The organism is Nostoc sp. 'Lobaria pulmonaria (5183) cyanobiont', from assembly GCF_002949795.1.
Taxonomy (GTDB): domain Bacteria; phylum Cyanobacteriota; class Cyanobacteriia; order Cyanobacteriales; family Nostocaceae; genus Nostoc.
Genome location: NZ_CP026692.1, coordinates 1,836,390 through 1,855,117 on the forward strand (window position 1 = coordinate 1,836,390; position 18,728 = coordinate 1,855,117).

Genomic DNA, 18,728 nt, shown 5'->3' on the forward strand with positions numbered 1-18,728 from the left:
AACCGCAAAGGCGCAAAGGACACAAAGGAAGAAAGAAAATTTGGCGCAGCCTCACAAAGAAATGGTATTAGTCTCCAGGGTTTTTAATATAGCGGTTCCCATTCAGATGCGGTACAACATTATATATATCGCAGGGTGTAGGGGCACGGCAATGCCGTGCCCCTACGGGTGTACCTCACTTTAGTGATTAGAAAATAAACACTAAAGTCCTTAATAAAAAACCTCTTACCTACTAATCTTAAGTTTAGATACTAATAGTATTTAGCTATAAATGTGGGTAAAAAATAATTTTATTTAGCTTCAGATAACTTTCACTTTGAGCCACAGAATTTATTCTGAGGAAGACGTGTAGGTAATGCCCAAATTATGCAATAGGTCTATCACAAAAATATTTTGTGTTACGATTTAGATGCTTACCTACTTGTGAATTGAATTATTCAAGTTTAAAAACGCTACGATTTACCGCAAAACTCTATTCAGTTAAATTATCTACCTGAAAATTATTTATGAATGTTAGTACCGAAGAGACACTTATTCACCAGAAAATATATGCGAAAGAATTACGTTCCCTGATGCCACCTGAAGCATTTATCGCCGATTCAAGTAAGTTAATTATCTTGTTCATTAATCTAGCAATTTTGATTTTAGGCTGGATGATAGCGGCGCGGTTAGATTCTTGGTCGCCATATCTTTTATGGCTTTATCTACCTTTAAGCATCATTATGGGCAATAGCGTGGTTGTCTTACTATTTAGCACCCACGATTTGATGCATGGTAGCGTAATTAAAAACCCCCGATTAATCTATATCATTAGCTTTTTAGGGTTAACAATGTTGTGGATGCCACCAACGTTATGGAAAGCAGTTCATAACCGAGTACATCATAATCAGACTAATGATTTAGGCGACCCAGATCGCAATTACTTATATGAACAATCTTCAACCTGGGGAAAATGGATTCAGGACTTATTTGTGCCTTCTACTGAAGTCAATCCTATATGGTTCATAGTGGGATTGACTTCTGCCTGGGGAGTACATACTTTTCGTAATCTGACATCTGTGCTGTTTTTCAATCATGAATCCGTCGATTATGTTCCTGCTGCATTTAAAGTTAGTGCTAAAGATCGTCGAGCGATCGCAGGGGAATTATTGATGATGATAATGATTCATCTGAGTATCCTAATCTATCTCCAATTTGAACCCATAAAACTTATACTTGGTTACTTTTTACCGATTGCAATTGGTTATGCTGGAGTGATTTTTTATATTTATACAAATCATTTACTTTGTCGGATGACCAGCGTTAATGATCCACTGATAAATAGTATGTCACTAAGGGTTTATAAAATATTTGACCTGTTGCATTTAAATTTTTCTCACCACACTGAACATCATATTTTTCCAGGAATGAACTCTGACTTTTATGTGATGGTTAGGGACTTGCTAGAAACTCACTATTCTGAAACATTTAATTTATTGGATGCTGGGGAAGCTTGGTATTTGCTGCTGAAAACTCCCCGGCATTATAAAGATGAAAATACTCTTACAGATTGGTCAGGAGAAAAGTCTGTTACCTGCCCTAAAAGCGACAAAGAAAAAGGTTTCTTGCAAAAACATTTTTAATTCATAACTCTTATGTGTTAATAATTCTTCTCTATTTGATTTAATTGGTTGTAAATTTTGTGTGTTCCCTTTAGGATTAGGCATTATTGATAAATATAAACAAGGCTTGATTTACTTGGTGCCAAAACAATAGCTTGCTTATTTGTGGTTGCTAGAACTTGCCGGAAGTACAACCACGAATATCCAATTTAAAAAATGGACACTACTATTTTATGTTCACGCGTTCCGAACTTGAAATCAAGACTATTAAAGAATTACGCGATTTGTGTCGTAGATACGGCATTAAACCAACTGGGAATGCAGGATACAAAACCTCGTACATCGTAACTCTGATGGCATTTCCACTTTTAGCGCTGCAACAAATGAAGCAAGGTAAAGGCTTAAAATTCCCTAACTTTAACGCTATCCAGGTCATCAGTTCTGCTATAGATGAGATGAATTCACCTACAGATGAGCAAGCAGCACTAATTCGGATAACTTTAGAGGGCAGGAAAATGAGCTATCCTGACCGATATGACCAGGAAAACCTGCTAAATTTAGATGTCGCTTGAACAAGCTATTGACTTGTTGAGCCAGTAAAACTAATCCCATTATTCTATCCCCTGCATCTACAAGGATGTGGGGGATCATTTTTTGAGTATTAAAATGAATAAGGTGTGACTTATTGGCATGAGAATATCTTGAGCATGGTAAAAAAGTATAAAAATATGCTCATATCTCTATTTAAGTATTGCTCAATGGATTTTGAGCATATATCGAGCATTTTGACAACTATAAACGCTGTAACTATTCAATTTAGGTATTTATATGTTTCTAGTAACTGGAGCAACGGGAGGAATTGGTCGCAGAGTTGTGCGACTCCTACGACAACGAGAACAGTCTGTGCGGGCATTTGTCCGCCTTAATTCGCGCTACAGCGAGTTAGAACACCGGGGTGCAGAAATCTTCATCGGTGACTTGCTAGAGGAAAAAGATATCCAGAAAGCTAGTCGGGGTGTCCAGTATATTATCAGCGCCCACGGTTCTGATAGCGATGCCCTATCTTTAGATTACCGCGCCAATATTGAACTCATCGACCAGGCAAAAGCCAATGGTGTAGAGCATTTTGTCTTCATTTCCGTACTGGGAGCCGATCGCGGTTATGAAGATGCTCCCGTTTTCAAAGCCAAACGAGCAGTAGAGCGATATTTAGCAGCTAGTGGCTTAAATTACACTATTTTGCGCCCAGCTGGATTAGCATCTAACTTGCTACCACTGGTAGAACGATTTCGGGAAACGGGATTGTATTTGCTGGTTGGCGATCGCAAAAACCGTACCTCAATTGTCAGTACCGATGATTTGGCAAGGATAGTTGTGGATTCTGTGACAGTTGAAGGCGCTCGTAACCAGATTTTACCCGTTGGAGGGCCGGAGATTTTATTACGAGAAGATATTCCCCGGATTTTTGGTCGGATTTTCGCCAAAGAACCAGTAATAATTAACTCACCTCTATTTCTCATTGATGGGTTACAGAGTGCATTGGGTTTATTTAATCCCCAAACCCAAAAAGCTTTGGGAACTTATCGTACATTGCTAGCAAATGAATTTTTCTGCACAAAAGATGAAATTGCCAGTTTAGAGGCGATTTTTAACTTCCAATTGGAGACATTAGAAAGTTTTTTGCGGCGCTATTTAGCAGTTTGAATAGTCATTAGTCATTGGTCATTCGTGAATAATCAAGGACAAATGACAAATGACAAATGACAAATGACAAATGACAAAGGACAAAAATATATGGTAAATGCTGCTCAAGCACGTCAAACAAAAGAACGATTCGCCCAACCGGAGGAACAACTCACTTATGAGTTAGGGAAAGCGGTACAGGAATTGCCACCCCTGTACACTAGATTATTAGCGGGAACGATGAGCGCCATCGTATTTGGGGCGATCGCTTGGGCGTACTTCTCGCAAATAGATGAAGTAGCAACAGCACCAGGGGAATTAATTGCTTCTACACAGGTAAGACCGGTGACATCTTTGGGTGGAGGGTCAATTGTCGCTGTCAAAGTCCAAGAAGGCGATCGCGTTACTAAAGGTCAAATTCTGATTCAAAAAGATCCAGACTTGCAAATAACCGATGTTTCCCGCCTAGCTAAATCTACCAGATTGATTCAAGACGATTTGCAACGTTTGGATGCAGAACGCACCGGAGTTAAAACTACTGGGACGAAACTGCAAGATGAACTTTTAAACTCCCGCCTGCAAGACTTCCAAGCGCGTCAAGCAGCGGCGGAAGCAGAAGCAAATCGCCAAATAGCACTTATCGATCAAGCCAAAGTCCGCTTGACTCGATTGCAAGACAACTTAGTTAATGCCAAAAGCAGTTTTGCGAATGCTCAAACCAACCTTGTCAATGCAGATAGCATCAGAATTAAAATTGAAAGTAATTTAGCCCTTGCTCAAGAAAGGGAAAAAAGCTTACGCACTCTAATTACTTCTGGCGCTGTACCTCGTGTCGATTACCTGGATGCCCAAGAAAGATTAACTCGTGCAAAGACAGAAATCACCAAAGCGCAAGATGAAGTTACCAACGCCCAGAATAGAATCACAGAGGCTCAAGATAAAGCCACATCATTAGAAAAAGATATTGCTGCCCAAGTCCAGGAAATTCGCCAAGCAGAACAAGCTTACAACGCTGCACGCAGTCAGGCCCAGCGTGTAGCATCAGAACGCCAAAGCGAAATTTTGACGCAGTTTAATAAGCGTAAAGAAGAACTGACAACTGTTCAAGGTCAATTAGAGCAGGCGAGGAAGCAACAAGCTTTAGAAACGATTGAGGCTCCCGTAGCCGGTACAATTTATAAAGTCAAAGCCACCAAGGGGCCAGTACAATCGGGTGAAGAATTGCTGTCAATTTTGCCGGAAGGCGAAGAAATGCTTCTAGAGGTAAAAGTTCTCAACCGCGATATTGGGTTTATTCGTCAAGGAATGAAGGCAAAAGTGAAAATGGCGACTTTTCCCTTCCAAGAATTTGGGATTGTGGATGGCGAAGTTATGCAAGTCAGTCCAAATGCAATTGCTGATAAAGAATTGGGTTTAGTTTTTCCGACGAGAATTAAGCTAAATAAACACGCAGTGAATGTTCGAGGTCAAGAAGTAGAATTTACACCAGGGATGGCTGCTACAGGTGAAATTGTCACTCGTAAAAAGTCAATTTTGACATTCATCACTGAGCCTGTGACACGGCGGTTCAATGAGGCATTTTCCGTTAGGTAGGAAAGTCTGTGAGATCGGCGATCGCTTCGTTATCTCACTCATCTTCACAACTGGAGTTTAGACTAACCCATGATCAAATGACCCAGCAGCACTGAGTTGACATATCTACATACCCATTGCCTGGGAAACCCGTCTTAGGGTCATTTTAACCTCTGACTTTTGCCAGGAGAGAGGGTTGTCAGTTACAATATCAGGCGCTAGCCAAAGTTGCCAAGTCATTAATGGTAGCAAGTCACTCCAGTGTTCGCAATGTTCCGGGGAAAAACCACAATTGGAATGCAGTATTAAAATTTTCAATTAACATTTCGTCATCTAAAGTCAGTTCAGACTTTTTCAAAGTTTTGAGGTATCTGTATCGTTTAAGCGCTTTTTGCTGTTGGTAGCCTCTATCTGTCTCAAGGTGCCAATTGTTGTAGTCCTTCGGCATACTAATTACGTTTCCAATTAAGAGGAAAGTCTTGCTTGACGATTAGCATTAACTAGCTGTAAACTGCTGAGTTAAGATTTAATGAAGTTCTGTAAAGTTTAACATTGTCTTTAGATTTTGTCAGCACTGATGTGCAATTGATTAAAAACTCGTTGCAATGCTTGCAGCGCCGCTCTGTTACAAAAACTTCATTCCAACTTATGTATCGCACAAGTCACGCCTAAAAACGTAAGGATTTAGCTTGCTAAACCCCTACATTCATTCACGACTGATGAGGAAGTTGGTTGACTTTCTTAACCGAGGAGTATTGAACTCGACTGCAAATCGCTATAATTTTCAAGTCATACCCAAGAATTTTCTATACTGATCTATTTGTTTTTGCATTTCCTCTAGTTGTTTGCCAAAATCGAGATTATTCTCATCCTCATTGCTATTCACATTGATGTTGCCCAGAATATCCTCATAGTTTTGGAATTGCGACCATAATTCTGGATTGGCTAATCCATTATTATCTGCGGCTGATGTCAGATATTTTGTAGTTTCTGCGTAGGTGTAGCCTGTCTTAGACATTGCCTGACCGATCGCAGGGCTAAAATCAGAATTATTCCAACTAGTGGTAGTTTCTGGTGTTAGAGATTTTCCTGTTTCTGTAATTGCCTGACCGATTCGAGAACCAAAATTGGAACTATTAAAACTAGAGCTTGTAGTTTGTGTCTTATTTACTGCTGTGTCTGCAATTACCTGACTTGCAAGAGAACTGACATGAGAAAGATTAAAACTAGAGCTTGTAGTTTGCGTACTATTTCCTGCGGTTTCTGTGACAATCTGACGCACTTGAGCATCAGTCAGGTTGGGGTTAGCACTAAGCATCAGAGCAACGATACCAGCAACGTGGGGAGCAGCCATAGATGTGCCGCTATAAGTGTCATACTGATTATTCGGAACTGATGAATAAATCTTGACTCCTGGAGCGGTGACGTAAGCGATTTGATTTGTTCCAGAGCGGTTAGAGAAGTCGGCCAAATTATTATTCTTATCTACTGCCCCAACGGCAATTCCCGACTTGGATGCATAGCGGGCGGGATAATCTGGTGATGAGTCACCATCATTACCTGCTGCCATGACGACAATCACTCCTTTGCTGCTGGCATAGTCAATGGCTGACTCTAGAGTGCGATTGGAAGATCCGCCTCCTAAACTCAGGTTAATCACATTAGCTCCATTATCTACAGCGTAGCGAATACCTTTAGATATGGAACTATAGGAACCAGAGCCAGAACTATCTAAAACTTTGACAGGCATAATCTTGGCATCGTAGGCAATACCAGTGACACCGTAGTTATTATTTTCTCCTGCGATCGTGCCGGAAACATGAGTACCATGACCGTTGTCATCTAGGGTGTTATTATTTTGATCGGCAAAGTTCCAACCGTAATCATCATCAACATAGCCATTGCCATCATCATCTATACCGTTACCCGCAATTTCCTTGCTATTCGTCCAGATATTATTTTTTAAATCTTCGTGGTTGTAGTCAACTCCAGTATCTACAACAGCCACAACGACGCCTTTACCTGTGTATCCATGTGCCCAAACTTCCGGTGCTTTAACCAGGTCTGCTCCCCAATTATTGCCACCAAGATCGGGAACATCAGCAAAGGTTTTCTGATTAATAGCTCTAGCCACTGCTGCTGCTCCATTAATCAAGCCATAGCCATTAGTGGGGTTATAATTTTGAGTGCTAAAAGTATTAGTAGCGTTACTGCTATTTTCAGATTCATCTTTGTTTAGTAACTGCACATCAGCATCGGCTGAATGATAGCTACTACGTCTGCTGAAGTTAAGTCCGTAGTCATCTTTCGTATTAAAGCTATCTAATGAGGAGATTGAAGTGACATTGAGCCGTTTACTTGACAATATATTGTTATTAACATCATCAATATGCATAAGTTTTTTCTCAAAGATAGCAACCGTTTTCTGACAGTTTGAAGCCTTGAAACCTTGACAATAAGAAGATTTCAATCAATGTGTGAACAAGCCTCATTGTCAATAATTACTATGAAACTTCATAACAAAATGCTAATTTTATTACCAAAAAACACTCTGACAAGTACAGTTTTCATTAAGAGTAAATTTATCGACTAAATCTTAAATTTTGGAGGTGTATTAATGGAGACTAATCCAAAAATAATAATAAAACGTTATAACTATTTTTGTTACTTTTAAAACTGCTGCGATCGCTAGCTATAAAAGTATTTATACCACCCAGACTATAGCAAGGGGAATTATTGAAATCAGCAAAATCAAAATGGCGAATGGAGTTATGCTCCATTCGCCAAAGGCTATATTTAAGCGCTTTGCAAACGTTAATCTTTTATCTAGCCACAAGCTTTGAGTTAGTTAAATCTATTAAATGTTTGCTTGCTGCCGTTGATATAGCGACCAATACAAACCCTTTTGTTGCAACAATTGTGAGTGAGTACCACGTTCGGCAATCACGCCTTGCTCCAATACCAAAATCAAGTCTGCACGTTTGAGGGGAGCAAAGCGGTGAGCAATCAGGAACACGGTACGGTTGGCGGAAATTTTTTGCAGGTTTTGCAGTACTTGTTGTTCAGTTTCACTATCCAAAGCGCTGGTAGCTTCATCCAAAACTAAAATCGGCGCTTGGGAAAGAAATAGCCTTGCTAGGGCAATACGTTGTCTCTGTCCACCAGATAAAGCTGTACCACGTTCGCCAACATTGGTTTCGTAACCGTAGGGTAATTGACTGATGAAGTCGTGGGCCACGGCTAATCTTGCCGCTTCTACTACTTGCTCTGCGGTAATGTCGGGACTACCGAGAGTGATATTTTCCAAAATAGAACCGTTAAATAAAAAGTCTTCTTGGAGAACTACACTAACTTGTTGCCGCAGTGAGGCTAAATCGGCACTTTTTATATCAAAACCATCAATCAGGATGCGTCCTGATTCAATTTGATAGAGGCGTTGCAATAATTTAGACAGGGTACTTTTCCCAGAACCGCTACGTCCGACAATGCCAACAAACTGCCCTGGTTCGGCACTGAAAGAGATTCCGCGCAGAATTGCTTCAAAGTTTGGTCGGTAGCGGAAAAATACTTGCTCGAAGGTGACTTGTCCTTTCAGGGGTGGTAAAACTAGGCCAGTTCCCAGTTCAGCTTCTGGGGAGACGTTGAGAATATCACCAATGCGATCTACAGAAAGTAGCACTTGTTGAAGGTTTTGCCACAACTGTACTAAACGCAAAAGCGGGCCTGTGACTCTACCAGACAGCATTTGAAATGCAACTAGCTGTCCGATTGTGAGCTTTTGTTCGATGACTAACTTGGCACCAAACCAGAGAATCAGCATCGTGGATAAATTAGTGAGAAAGTCACCAATGTTACTACTGATATTGGAGGTGGTAGAAGCTTTAAAACCTGTGCGAATGAAGCGGGCAAATAAGCCTTCCCAGCGATCGCGGGCTACTGGTTCGGCTGCATGGGCTTTAACGGAGTGAATTCCTGTGATTGTCTCTACTAGAAACGATTGACTATCGGCACTGCGGTTAAAAGTTTCGTTGAGCCAGTTACGCAGAATTGGTGTTGCAACTATCGTTAATGTGGCAAATAGCGGCAGTACTGCTAAGGCGACAAAGGTGAGTGGCACGTTATAGTAAAACATCAATGCCAGGTACACCACAGCAAAGATGCTATCTAGAATTACAGTTAATGCTGTACCTGTGAGAAACTGACGAATTTGTTCGAGTTCCTGGACTCGTGCTATTGTGTCTCCGACGCGCCGCGACTCAAAATAAGCTAATGGCAGTCGCATCAGATGGCGAAATAGCTGTGCTGATAAACTCAAATCTAGACGACGAGCTGTATGCGTAAAGATGAATAGGCGCAGAATACCTAGTATGGACTCAAATATGGCTACGCATAAAAGTGCCAGCGCCATCACATCCAGAGTTGGTAAACTCCCCTGCACCATCACTTTATCAATCACGACTTGCGTAATTAGCGGTGTTGTTAACCCCAATAGCTGCAAGGTAAAAGATGCTAACAATACTTCTGTGAGCAATCCCTTATACTTCCAAACTGCTGGGGTAAACCAACTGAGGTTAAATTTTTCTTGCTGGGATATGAGTTCTACTTGCCACAATCGTCCATCCCAAGATGCCTCAACTATCGACTGCGGCAAGCTTTCACAAGTCCGTTCGGGATTTAGAGGGTTAGCGATAATTAAGCGATCGCCCTTAACTCCATAAGCCACCACCCAGGATGGACTCTGGGGTGAGTCAGAATTCCACAGCAATAAAGCTGGAAATGACAACTGTCGCAACTCACTCCAACTCACTTGTAACCGCCGCAATACTAACCCTAACTTTTCTGCTGCTTCCACAACCTGTTTTGGGCGTTGTCCTCTGAGTTGGCGCTGCACCCATTCCAGTTGCACAGAATTTTCTAGTTGTTGCGCCACCATTGTTAAACAGGCAGCAGCGGTATTCCAACTGGCAACAAACGGATAAATTGAAGCGATTAGATTGGCGGCTGGGAGTCCTCTTTGGGGTTGGAGGCTATGGGGGCTGGAAGTCCCGTCTGAGGGTGATGTTACTGAAGGAATGGCAGAGAAGGAAAATGTCTCCCTTTGTCCCTCCATATCTACTGGTAACACTTGCCAAAATTCTTGAATTTGTGGGTGAGAAAATTCTGCCCACAGCGCAGTATCCCAACAAACTACTACCACTTCTTTGCTAGCAGCTACAGCTTTAAAATCCGCAGACAGCTTTTGGAAGTCACCAAACCAATCCCCTGCATCTAGGGCTGCTAAAGGTTTGCCAACGCCTTCTTCTCGCAAGCGGACTTTCCCAGCCACAATTAAGAATTGATAGCCACCGACATCGTTTGACCAGATTTTTTCTCCAAGACGATACTGGCGGGTTTGGCACTCATTTTCCAATCGGGATTGTTGTTCGGGAGTCAACCAGCATAGCGGTGGCTGATTCCAAGGCAAAGAAGCTAGCACTTTTAATCGTAAAGATTCATTATCCAGAATTTTTAACTCACTTGTAACTTGACTGTCAGTTTTTGAATTTTCTCTGCTAGCCATTTTTCAAACAACTCGTTTTGTAGTGCTTGCTGTAGTTGAGTATCTTCTAAAGACGCTGGTAGAAATTGTTCTACTCGAAACAAACCATAAGGCCCTTCTCCTTGGGGAGAGTCTTTGCCAACGATTTCTATTGGTCCTATCAATTGTCCAGGACTAGCCACATCAATAGCTGCCCGTAATATATCCGGCATACTACCTCGGCTGACAATTCCCATCATGCCATTCACAATTCGGTCATCTGAAAGGGAATACTCTTTAGCTAGTTGCTCAAAACTACCTCCTTCTTCTATTTGGGTTTGGAGTTCGTCTGCCAATTCTCGGTTATCAACAACAATCCGGGAAAGTACTACCCGATCCAAGAAAATTTTGCGTTCAATAAAATATTCTGAGAGTTTTGTTTCCGTCACTACAGCTTTTAGTTTTTCTAACTTGTAACCAAAAGTGACCGATGTGTGAAAGGTACTGTAATCTGTATTATTTGTCTTTAACCATTCTTGAAAACTTTGGGGGTCAATGAGTTGATTTTTAAGCCTAAAGTCAATAATTGACTGTTCAGTTATTGCGGTGCCAATTTCAATATCATCTCGTGTTCTGATTTCTTCCTCAATCACGTACTGCCGGAGAATATCCCCAATAAACTGTCCCAATTTTCCAGAGGCTTGCAGGTACTTTACTGCTTGCTCAATAGAAATTATTTGGTCATTAATGGTCAAAAATGATAAAGATTCCATGAACTAATTATGTGAAAATGGTTAAACACTTATAGGACTTTTTTCTTAAATCATATAGAAATCATCTGATTGTTGATGGATACATATGATAAAGATTCCATGAAATAATTACATCTAAATGGTCAAAAGATTATATAGCTAATAAATAAAATAATTTGCCACGATCACTTTTACACTCTAGCCGGGACAAAATCAGGATTGAAAATATCAGTGGTGGCGCAGTAGTAAGGCAAATTAGTTATTTTCTACCAATGCCCTTCAAGAGTGCTGTTAGTGGTAGCGGGGCATTTAGCCTGTGCTGTTAGCGGAATTGTTTTGCTCAATACCCCACTTAAACGAGTAATTGTTTATTCTCATCAGTCTAGTTAATGAAAGTTATCCATGTCCAGGCAAATAGCACAGATGCGATCGCACCAATTAATGTATTAAAAATATTTACTACTTCATTGGTCAGCCACGTATACTTGGATTGCAGTGTTGCGCCAATCACACTTTCTAGGTTGGTGGCAATAAATGCTGCCAGCACACACCAAGCTACGCCCAATAGATCGATTAAACCAACTCCCCAACCCACAAATGCGATCGCTACAGAAGCCACAATCCCAGCTAAAGTTCCCTCCAAGCTTACCGCCCCTTCTGTACCGCGAGGTACTGGTTGGAATGTGGTAATCAAAAAGGTGCTTTTACCATAAGCTTTACCAACTTCACTAGCAGTGGTGTCAGCTAGCTTTGTACTGAAACTTGCTACATAGGCTAACAATAATAGGGACTGGGGACTTGTACTGAGCGCAGCCGAAGTATTGGGGATTAGAGACTGGGAAGTAGGTACGAGGAATCCCGAATTTATTATTCCTACTCCCAAGGCACACAGGGCCCCAGTCAAAGCCGAACCCCAGACATTTTCTGGGCCTCTTGCCCCAGAACGCTTTTCGGCAATTCCTTCTGCCTCCTTCTGCGCCATACCGATGCGGGTAACGCCAGAACCAACCAAAAAATAGAACATTACTACTGCATATCCTTGCCAGCCTAATGTTACCCAAATTAAGATGGCCAAGAACCAGGCGTGGAATAATCCAGTAGGGGTAAGTAGCTTTTTCGGAGCAATCCAAGCTAAACCCAATAAAATCGTGTTTAATACTACTGCTACTAACCAGGGATTTACAGAATCAATTGAGAATGACATCAGCAATTAATCATGAGTAATTTTGTCTGAATATCAACAGAATAACCAATTTGTGATGCTTAGTGCTTTATTTTTGAGACCTCGCTAGGTAAAGTAGTATGTTTGTATTGTTAACTAAATTGCGTAGGCAGATCTCTCCAAGCTGAGTGTCAAACCATCAATGATGTCTTAGACATACACTGCAATATTGACTAAAGAACGTGCATTAAACAAAATGCAAAACTTCTTTTGAGTTAGGTAAACTCTTCTCCGTAACCGCAGAGTACAGTGGCTGAAGTATTACTTAGTCCCCAATCTTAGTTATAAGGATAAAGAATATAATTTAATGTCAATAAAAACTGTGTTCAAGTTAACCACAATCAAACTTAATAGCATAAATTGTAGATAGCATCAACTACTAGTCTTTTTCACACAAGCTATGAGCCAAACTTTATTCCATTTAGCTTTCCCTGTAAATGACATTGCCCAAACAAAAGTATATTATGTAGATGGTTTAGGTTGCATTCCTGGTCGTGAAAACCACCATGCCCTGATTCTCAATCTCTACGGTCATCAATTAGTGGCTCATTTCACAAAAGAACCTTTGACACCGCAACAAACCATCTATCCCAGACACTTTGGACTAATTTTTACCCAAGAACGTGACTGGCAAGACTTACTAAAAAGGGCACAACAACAACAGCTACTTTTTCGTGAAGAAACCAAAAATCGCTTTGTTGGTTCTCCTCTTGAGCATCGCACTTTCTTTTTAGAAGATCCTTTTTATAACCTCATGGAGTTCAAGTATTATCGTCACACAGAGGCGGTTTTTGGAAGTTACGAACATACGCAAATTGGGGATAGGACTTAAAAAATTAAAAATTAAAAATTAAAAATTAAAAAATACAAGCATCCTGGCTATTGATTGGATTTTTTATTCAGCAAAGGTAGCTTAATACCCTTTGCTAAAGTTGCTGTGACTACTCTTAAGCTCCTGGAGTCTGTCAGCATCCAAGGGTGTAGAGTAACTGGTACTATTACTTGGCTTCCTACGGGCATTTGTGAACTATTTGCTGGGACAATCATTAAATCATAAGGTGTCCAGATAGACGTAAAATCTAGCTGCCCCAATATTACAGCATCAGAATTTAAATCCTTGAGAAAAATGCTGTCAGGGCGCATTTGTAAGCAACCAGGACGGCGGGAACCATAAGCCACAACAGTTCCACGATGGGGCGAAGAGATTGTAATAAACCGCTGCACGCGGTTAATTCCTCCCAATCGCTGAACATAGTAACGGCTAACAATTCCTCCCATGCTGAAGCCGATTAAATCTAGGCGTTGTTCTGGTGCAAAGGTCGCTGTAACATAATCGGCTACTTGTTTTGCCAATTGATCGAGACCCACATCACCATTATTAGGTATGAGATCCAGGGAATATACAGACCAACCCTGTAGTCTTAATTGAGCCGCCATTTTATGAAAAACTGCTTCTGTGTCGTCAATGCCGTGTATTAACAAAACGGGATTGCGTTGTTGATTTTCAATGTTCATTTATAAAATCTAACTTAATTAAGGGGTGTATTTAACTTTTGTAGGTACATACTGCTCTATAAACTAAAGCTATTGATTTTCACATTCTTTAAAAGATATGTGTTGCAAACAAAACTGAAATGCTTTCAAAGATAATTTGTATAAAGTTTTACAAATTAATCTAGCCATCTGCGATTCGGCTATGACACTCTTCCCACTGGTTGAGAGTCAACTGCTTGTTTAACTTCAATTGGGTATTTACAAACAAAGAAATGTTAATTATTGTAAAGCTTGCTTTCAGAATCTTGCTCTTAGCTACAGTAAAATTTAATAATTAGTTCTCGGTATGTGCAGGTTGCAAATGCTTGCAATAGAACATTTGCCCTGTGATTTTACTACAATGTTAATTAAGCACAAGGCTATAAGGGTTGTCACCAGAGCGGGGTGACGCTAAGTAGATAATGTAACATTTTGTCGTAATTTTTAACAATTACGGTCGAGTTCAAAATATAAAAGGTAAAAGGCAGGGGTAATTGTAATGGATTTTATCAAAAAGTTAATTTCGGGTGTTCAGGGTTTCCTTGGCGGTATTCTGGGTTTCATTACTGGACTGTTACCAGGGAAGAAGAAAAGCAACGGCTACTTCTTAGAATTGGACGAAGCAAAAGATGCTGCCAGAGATGCTGCTAAAGAGGTAGCATCGAACGCCAAGAAAGTAGCAGAGACAGTTACATCGACAGTTGCATCAAATGCTAAGAAAGTAGCAGAGACGATTACATCAGAAGCACCAACTCCATCTAAGCCAGATTCGTTGAACGGAACAAAAACCGCGCCTGCTAAGGCTAAGGCTAAGGAAAAATCAGCTAAAAATCCCAAACCAGCCGACGTTGAACTAGTCCAGACTGCTGAAGGTCTTAAAGTTCAACCTGGCAACAAAGCAAAAGCCGCAGCAGCCAAAGTACTCAAAGAGCAGCCAACTGAAACAACCTTTGCACCAAAATATCTTGCCCCTTCGGCTACTAGCTCTAATGGTCGTCGTCGTCCAGGAGCGAATATGAGTGCTTATCTAGACATGGCACGTCAGATTAAAACACCTAAATAATTCATAGAGACCGTAAATTTACGGTCTCTATAGATAAAACGTGAAGATGCAAGGTTAAGATAACTTTGCCAGTTTTAGATGGGGGAACTCTCCAAAGTAAGAGCGATCGCTTAATTTTCTATACTACAATCGCATCTTTTAGGTTCGAGGTTTCCTCATCCAAAACTACCCGTTCTACCCGACCTTTGTTGACGGTGAACTCAAAAACTATTTCACCACTAAAGCCAAAAGGAAAGTTTAGTTGTTGAAGGTGTTGGGTTAAGTCAGCAATTTCTGTGTCATTCAAGCCAGTAACGCCGATGACCTGTAACTGATGGTTGATGGCTATGTCTAATATTTCATCTTGTTCCATCTCCTCGAAATCAAAGCTCAAAGATATCTCAACTTCTTTGGCTGCTGGAGATTGTGGCGATCGCCTTTGCCGGAGAAAATCTGGAGCTTCTGCTGAAGCTGGCGCTGATAACTTTGAGAATTTCATTTGAGGTGCAAAACCACCAGCCAAAGCATTGCCAAACACTGCTTGGTAACTAACTGCTTCCGGCATTTCCACTGGCACCTGCATAGACACGTATTCGCTTCCTGGTTCAACCCGCACGTCATCACTGACAGCCACAAAAGCGGTGTATTGAGAAAGCAGTTGATAAGTTAAGGCTGTTTCTGTAACTGCTTCTACACCAGCTTTCGTTTCAAAACTCACCATTTGATTCATCAAATCTTTAATCCGAGCGCGTCCCCACAACTGCGCTACAGCAAGATTTCCTGTTTCCTCAAATATGAGGTTAAATATTTTTTCATAGTGCTTACCGTCCGCAGCAATGCCGGATATTTGAAGATTACCACTAGCTCTATCCTGTTTGCGACCAAACAAAACTAATGGTTGTTCGCTGAATAAATCAGGCTCTACCTTTGGGTAAATCACAGGCGATTCTGTGTCACCTTGCCAAGAGATTTGAATATTCGTGAGTACAGGCTCGTTGCTGTTCTAGAAGTCCGGCGGTGCGTCCTTCTTGTTTAGCCTTTTCGTAGATTTGTTGCGCTTATTCACGTTTTTTAATATTACCTTTGATAATGCGGCTACCTATTTTGATTTCCATGTCATCCACCGCCGCCTCATCGGGTAACGGAAAGATATACACTGCTTCTAAAGGCTGTGTGAAGGGATTTTCAAAGCTTTGAATCACCTCAACTCGTGACAAGTTACCTGCAATTTTTGCTAGAACTTCCGTATGCTTGAGCGGAAAAAATAGTTGCTCTCCTTGAGGGAATTGAACGTACAAACCCCCTAGCTGTTGGTTTTTATTACTGACTGTATTCATAGATTTGATATAACACTCCGATTTGATTTGTGAACTTAGTTCTTTAGGTAGGTAATACGAATTACGAATTACGAATTATGAATTACAAATTATTTAACAAACACCAGCCCACTATATAAATGAAAAGCTGAATCCCAATTAGTCTGTTCTCTACGAAACAGATCGATCTGAGACTTTATATGACTCAGCATTTCTGTTTGATCTAATGTTGTATCTGCAAAAGATGTGAAATCTGACCAAATTTTGACTTGAGGAAGTTGCTGGTCAATCCAACTTGATAAACTATTCCAATTAATTCTGATTGTATTTTGGCTAGCTTGGGGAATAATTTCTAAACCCTGCTGAAATTTATAGCCGTTATCATAAAATCGGAGAATGCAGCGTCTACCAGGTATGTGTAAATCACAAAACTGGGCATAGTCTTGTGTTTGAGTTTTCCATTCCAGTTTACGGCGGGCATCAACATCTACAACTTGTTCAAAAATTGGCAAAAGTCCTACTACTCTTGCTGTGACTTCTGACCAGTCAAAGGTGAGAGAACCGAGTTGATTTACCTCGTTACGACAAACAACAGTAGCTTGTGGGGTAGATGCTTGGAAATGTTTGACTTGATAAACTTGAATTTGCTGAATTTGAACTATTGTTGCCCAAAAGCATGGAATACCAGCCTGCTGTAGCTGTTTGCCATAAAATTTTAGTTCTCCTACTTGGCCAGTGCGATACAACCTCCAGCCACGACTTGGCAGTATTAATCGTGCAGTGTAAGGGTCTAGCTGCATAATCTGGGCGAATTTTCGAGACGCTTCTGTTTTCAGTTCGTTACTGAGTGGCTCTAAGACTAGTACGCCAAGTTCGGTGTTATTTGGTTCAGATTTTGCTTGGGAAATAGCTCTTTGTCTTTCTTCTAGCTCCATTTCTTGTAACCGTCGCAAACCTTGACGTGCGAGCGTTACTATTTTGGCATTCCTTGTATCTCGCAGCAGTTGCCGATAAATTTTTTCTGCATCTTGGTGCTTTTCAGTTACTTCACGTAGCCGACCGAGATAATATTGTACCCAAGGATTTTCGGGTGATTCTTTTTGCAGCTGTTTAAGTAATTTAGCTGCTGTTTGATAGTCTTTATGCTCAAAGGCGATCGCAACTTGCTCAATCATCACTTACTTTAAATACACGCTGGAGTGATGTCTCGCGCAAAATCTCTTTTGCGTGAGCTATAAATCATTTATACTTCACAAGCTGCGGTAATCAAGGATAATGCTACTACTGGGGCTGTAACTGCTCTTAGGATGCGGCGACCAAGGGAAACAGGCTGAAATCCAAATGTGATCGCATTCTCGATTTCTTGTGTTGTCCATCCTCCCTCTGGGCCAGTAGCAATGACAATTGTTTCTTGTCCTATGTCATTTGTCATTTGTCCTTTGTGCTGTAAGCAGTCTTTTAAATGGGGAAACTCACCACGTGCTACACAGATATATTGCTGACTGGTTGTAAATGACATAGGCGCTTCGCCTTCCCGCAGGGTATGACCAATGACTAATGACAAACCCGTATTAAAAGCAACAGGCTGTAAAATTGTCGGTACGAATGAGCGCTCTGATTGCTCGGCGGCTTCTGTTGCGATGCGCCGCCAGCGTTCGAGCTTTTGAGGACTAGGATCAAGCAAAGTGCGATCGCTCAATACTGGTGCAATACAAGTTACTCCCAACTCTGTACAACATCGCACCACTTCATCAAATCCATTACCTTTAGGCAACGCCACCATCAGCGTAATCGATACAGGTAATTCTGTTTCTACTACAAGCGATTCTAAAACCTGGGCTTGTTCCCCAGTTAGCTGCGCTAACCACCATTTTCCCTTACCATCCATTGCAATAAAGCGATCGCCTTCATGCAAGCGCAACACGCGCCCCAAATAATGTTGTTGTTCTTTAGTGAGTAAAATTTGCCCTTCTTGAAATTGGGAGGGTGCGATCGCAATTCTTTGCAGTTGAGACATTTTTCTTAATAAATTATTGCCCTGCTGTAGATATCTGCTGTCTAACCCAGGTACGGAAAGCGCGAGTTGCTGCTATTTGTCCAATTTTCTTGCTTTCTTGGATAAATCGCGTCATCTCCGTCACCAGCAGAGGCACAAAAGTTGGACTGCGATCGCTTTGCAAGTATTGTCCACAAACCTTCAATGAGACGGTTTGAATTTTCGTGTGGCATCAACGGGGTGATAATTTCTACTATTCCGTTGTCATAAACTAGCCTTTTATTCCGCTCACATCCCATATCTGCCAGCTGATGTTTTGCAGCACATCCCTGGTTTCTGCAAATTTTGCTGTCGTTACCATAGTTCATTTTTCCTGTGGATGTGTTACCTAACTGCATTAGGATTTACACAAGATATAGCAGTCCTATTTGATTCGTGAAAAATATAAAATTTGAAAACGAACCGCAAAGTACGCTAAGGGCGCAAAGGGAAG

The 18,728-nt window shown here is 41.1% G+C and carries 16 protein-coding genes; 6 read left to right on the top strand and 10 right to left on the bottom strand.

From position 1 onward, the window contains the following. The first annotated feature begins 506 nt into the window (after positions 1-506). From NLP_RS07925 to NLP_RS07940, 4 genes are all read left to right on the top strand, one after another. Positions 507-1,622 carry a fatty acid desaturase family protein gene (locus tag NLP_RS07925; protein WP_104905923.1) on the top strand — a complete coding sequence of 372 codons (1,116 nt, stop codon included), beginning with the start codon at positions 507-509 and terminating at the stop codon, positions 1,620-1,622. A gap of 212 nt (positions 1,623-1,834) precedes the next feature. Continuing rightward, a complete protein-coding gene (locus tag NLP_RS07930) occupies positions 1,835-2,173 on the top strand; it encodes a hypothetical protein (RefSeq protein ID WP_325034727.1) in 339 nt (112 codons plus the stop codon). A 256-nt stretch (positions 2,174-2,429) separates the two neighbouring features. Next, a complete protein-coding gene (locus NLP_RS07935) occupies positions 2,430-3,305 on the top strand; it encodes an SDR family oxidoreductase (RefSeq protein WP_104905924.1) in 876 nt (291 codons plus the stop codon). A 63-nt stretch (positions 3,306-3,368) separates the two neighbouring features. After that, positions 3,369-4,877, top strand: coding sequence for an HlyD family efflux transporter periplasmic adaptor subunit (locus tag NLP_RS07940; RefSeq protein ID WP_104905925.1), 1,509 nt, complete (start codon positions 3,369-3,371; stop codon positions 4,875-4,877). A 763-nt stretch (positions 4,878-5,640) separates the two neighbouring features. On the opposite strand, the gene NLP_RS07950 is transcribed toward NLP_RS07940, so the two are convergent. From NLP_RS07950 to NLP_RS07965, 4 genes are all read right to left on the bottom strand, one after another. Further along, positions 5,641-7,251: a S8 family peptidase gene (locus NLP_RS07950; protein WP_104905927.1), complete on the bottom strand. Its 1,611-nt coding sequence runs from the start codon at positions 7,249-7,251 to the stop codon at positions 5,641-5,643. Positions 7,252-7,713: 462 nt separating this feature from the next. After that, entirely contained in the window at positions 7,714-10,416 is a 2,703-nt protein-coding gene (locus tag NLP_RS07955; RefSeq protein WP_104905928.1) for a type I secretion system permease/ATPase, read from the bottom strand. Next, positions 10,365-11,147, bottom strand: a complete 783-nt coding sequence (locus tag NLP_RS07960) for a peptidylprolyl isomerase (RefSeq protein ID WP_104905929.1) — start codon at positions 11,145-11,147, stop codon at positions 10,365-10,367. Before NLP_RS07960 ends, NLP_RS07955 begins: the two co-directional genes overlap by 52 nt. Before the next feature lie 361 nt (positions 11,148-11,508). After that, entirely contained in the window at positions 11,509-12,330 is an 822-nt protein-coding gene (locus tag NLP_RS07965) for a DUF92 domain-containing protein (protein WP_104905930.1), read from the bottom strand. 418 nt (positions 12,331-12,748) lie between these two features. Between NLP_RS07965 and NLP_RS07970 the strand changes: the two genes are divergently transcribed. After that, entirely contained in the window at positions 12,749-13,180 is a 432-nt protein-coding gene (locus NLP_RS07970; RefSeq protein WP_104905931.1) for a VOC family protein, read from the top strand. Between the two features lie 47 nt (positions 13,181-13,227). Here NLP_RS07970 and NLP_RS07975 read toward each other — a convergent pair whose 3' ends face one another. Beyond that, positions 13,228-13,863 carry an esterase/lipase family protein gene (locus NLP_RS07975; protein WP_104905932.1) on the bottom strand — a complete coding sequence of 212 codons (636 nt, stop codon included), beginning with the start codon at positions 13,861-13,863 and terminating at the stop codon, positions 13,228-13,230. Between the two features lie 517 nt (positions 13,864-14,380). Here NLP_RS07975 and NLP_RS07980 point away from each other — a divergent pair. Then, positions 14,381-14,944, top strand: a complete 564-nt coding sequence (locus NLP_RS07980) for a hypothetical protein (RefSeq protein ID WP_104905933.1) — start codon at positions 14,381-14,383, stop codon at positions 14,942-14,944. Between the two features lie 118 nt (positions 14,945-15,062). On the opposite strand, the gene NLP_RS07985 is transcribed toward NLP_RS07980, so the two are convergent. The 5 genes from NLP_RS07985 to NLP_RS08000 all read right to left on the bottom strand — a co-directional run bounded on the left by NLP_RS07985 (position 15,063) and on the right by NLP_RS08000 (position 18,633). Continuing rightward, positions 15,063-15,863 (bottom strand): after-VIT domain-containing protein, encoded by an 801-nt coding sequence (locus NLP_RS07985; RefSeq protein WP_234017246.1) that lies wholly within the window; start codon positions 15,861-15,863, stop codon positions 15,063-15,065. A 118-nt stretch (positions 15,864-15,981) separates the two neighbouring features. Next, positions 15,982-16,260 carry a VIT domain-containing protein gene (locus NLP_RS34755; protein WP_234017247.1) on the bottom strand — a complete coding sequence of 93 codons (279 nt, stop codon included), beginning with the start codon at positions 16,258-16,260 and terminating at the stop codon, positions 15,982-15,984. 89 nt (positions 16,261-16,349) lie between these two features. Further along, positions 16,350-17,414 carry a tetratricopeptide repeat protein gene (locus NLP_RS07990; protein WP_104905934.1) on the bottom strand — a complete coding sequence of 355 codons (1,065 nt, stop codon included), beginning with the start codon at positions 17,412-17,414 and terminating at the stop codon, positions 16,350-16,352. A 68-nt stretch (positions 17,415-17,482) separates the two neighbouring features. Further along, a complete protein-coding gene (locus NLP_RS07995; RefSeq protein WP_104905935.1) occupies positions 17,483-18,256 on the bottom strand; it encodes a 16S rRNA (uracil(1498)-N(3))-methyltransferase in 774 nt (257 codons plus the stop codon). Positions 18,257-18,297: 41 nt separating this feature from the next. Next, a complete protein-coding gene (locus NLP_RS08000; RefSeq protein WP_442946646.1) occupies positions 18,298-18,633 on the bottom strand; it encodes a hypothetical protein in 336 nt (111 codons plus the stop codon). Positions 18,634-18,728 lie beyond the last annotated feature (95 nt).

What these genes read in the sequence shown, in the direction of transcription:
- NLP_RS07925 (WP_104905923.1), top strand. Translation starts at nt 507, where the DNA reads ATGAATGTTAGTACCGAAGAGACACTTATTCACCAGAAAATATATGCG.
- NLP_RS07930 (WP_325034727.1), top strand. Translation starts at nt 1,835, where the DNA reads ATGTTCACGCGTTCCGAACTTGAAATCAAGACTATTAAAGAATTACGC.
- NLP_RS07935 (WP_104905924.1), top strand. Translation starts at nt 2,430, where the DNA reads ATGTTTCTAGTAACTGGAGCAACGGGAGGAATTGGTCGCAGAGTTGTG.
- NLP_RS07940 (WP_104905925.1), top strand. Translation starts at nt 3,369, where the DNA reads ATGACAAATGACAAAGGACAAAAATATATGGTAAATGCTGCTCAAGCA.
- NLP_RS07950 (WP_104905927.1), bottom strand. Translation starts at nt 7,251, where the DNA reads ATGCATATTGATGATGTTAATAACAATATATTGTCAAGTAAACGGCTC.
- NLP_RS07955 (WP_104905928.1), bottom strand. Translation starts at nt 10,416, where the DNA reads ATGGCTAGCAGAGAAAATTCAAAAACTGACAGTCAAGTTACAAGTGAG.
- NLP_RS07960 (WP_104905929.1), bottom strand. Translation starts at nt 11,147, where the DNA reads ATGGAATCTTTATCATTTTTGACCATTAATGACCAAATAATTTCTATT.
- NLP_RS07965 (WP_104905930.1), bottom strand. Translation starts at nt 12,330, where the DNA reads ATGTCATTCTCAATTGATTCTGTAAATCCCTGGTTAGTAGCAGTAGTA.
- NLP_RS07970 (WP_104905931.1), top strand. Translation starts at nt 12,749, where the DNA reads ATGAGCCAAACTTTATTCCATTTAGCTTTCCCTGTAAATGACATTGCC.
- NLP_RS07975 (WP_104905932.1), bottom strand. Translation starts at nt 13,863, where the DNA reads ATGAACATTGAAAATCAACAACGCAATCCCGTTTTGTTAATACACGGC.
- NLP_RS07980 (WP_104905933.1), top strand. Translation starts at nt 14,381, where the DNA reads ATGGATTTTATCAAAAAGTTAATTTCGGGTGTTCAGGGTTTCCTTGGC.
- NLP_RS34755 (WP_234017247.1), bottom strand. Translation starts at nt 16,260, where the DNA reads ATGAATACAGTCAGTAATAAAAACCAACAGCTAGGGGGTTTGTACGTT.
- NLP_RS07990 (WP_104905934.1), bottom strand. Translation starts at nt 17,414, where the DNA reads ATGATTGAGCAAGTTGCGATCGCCTTTGAGCATAAAGACTATCAAACA.
- NLP_RS07995 (WP_104905935.1), bottom strand. Translation starts at nt 18,256, where the DNA reads ATGTCTCAACTGCAAAGAATTGCGATCGCACCCTCCCAATTTCAAGAA.
- NLP_RS08000 (WP_442946646.1), bottom strand. Translation starts at nt 18,633, where the DNA reads ATGCAGTTAGGTAACACATCCACAGGAAAAATGAACTATGGTAACGAC.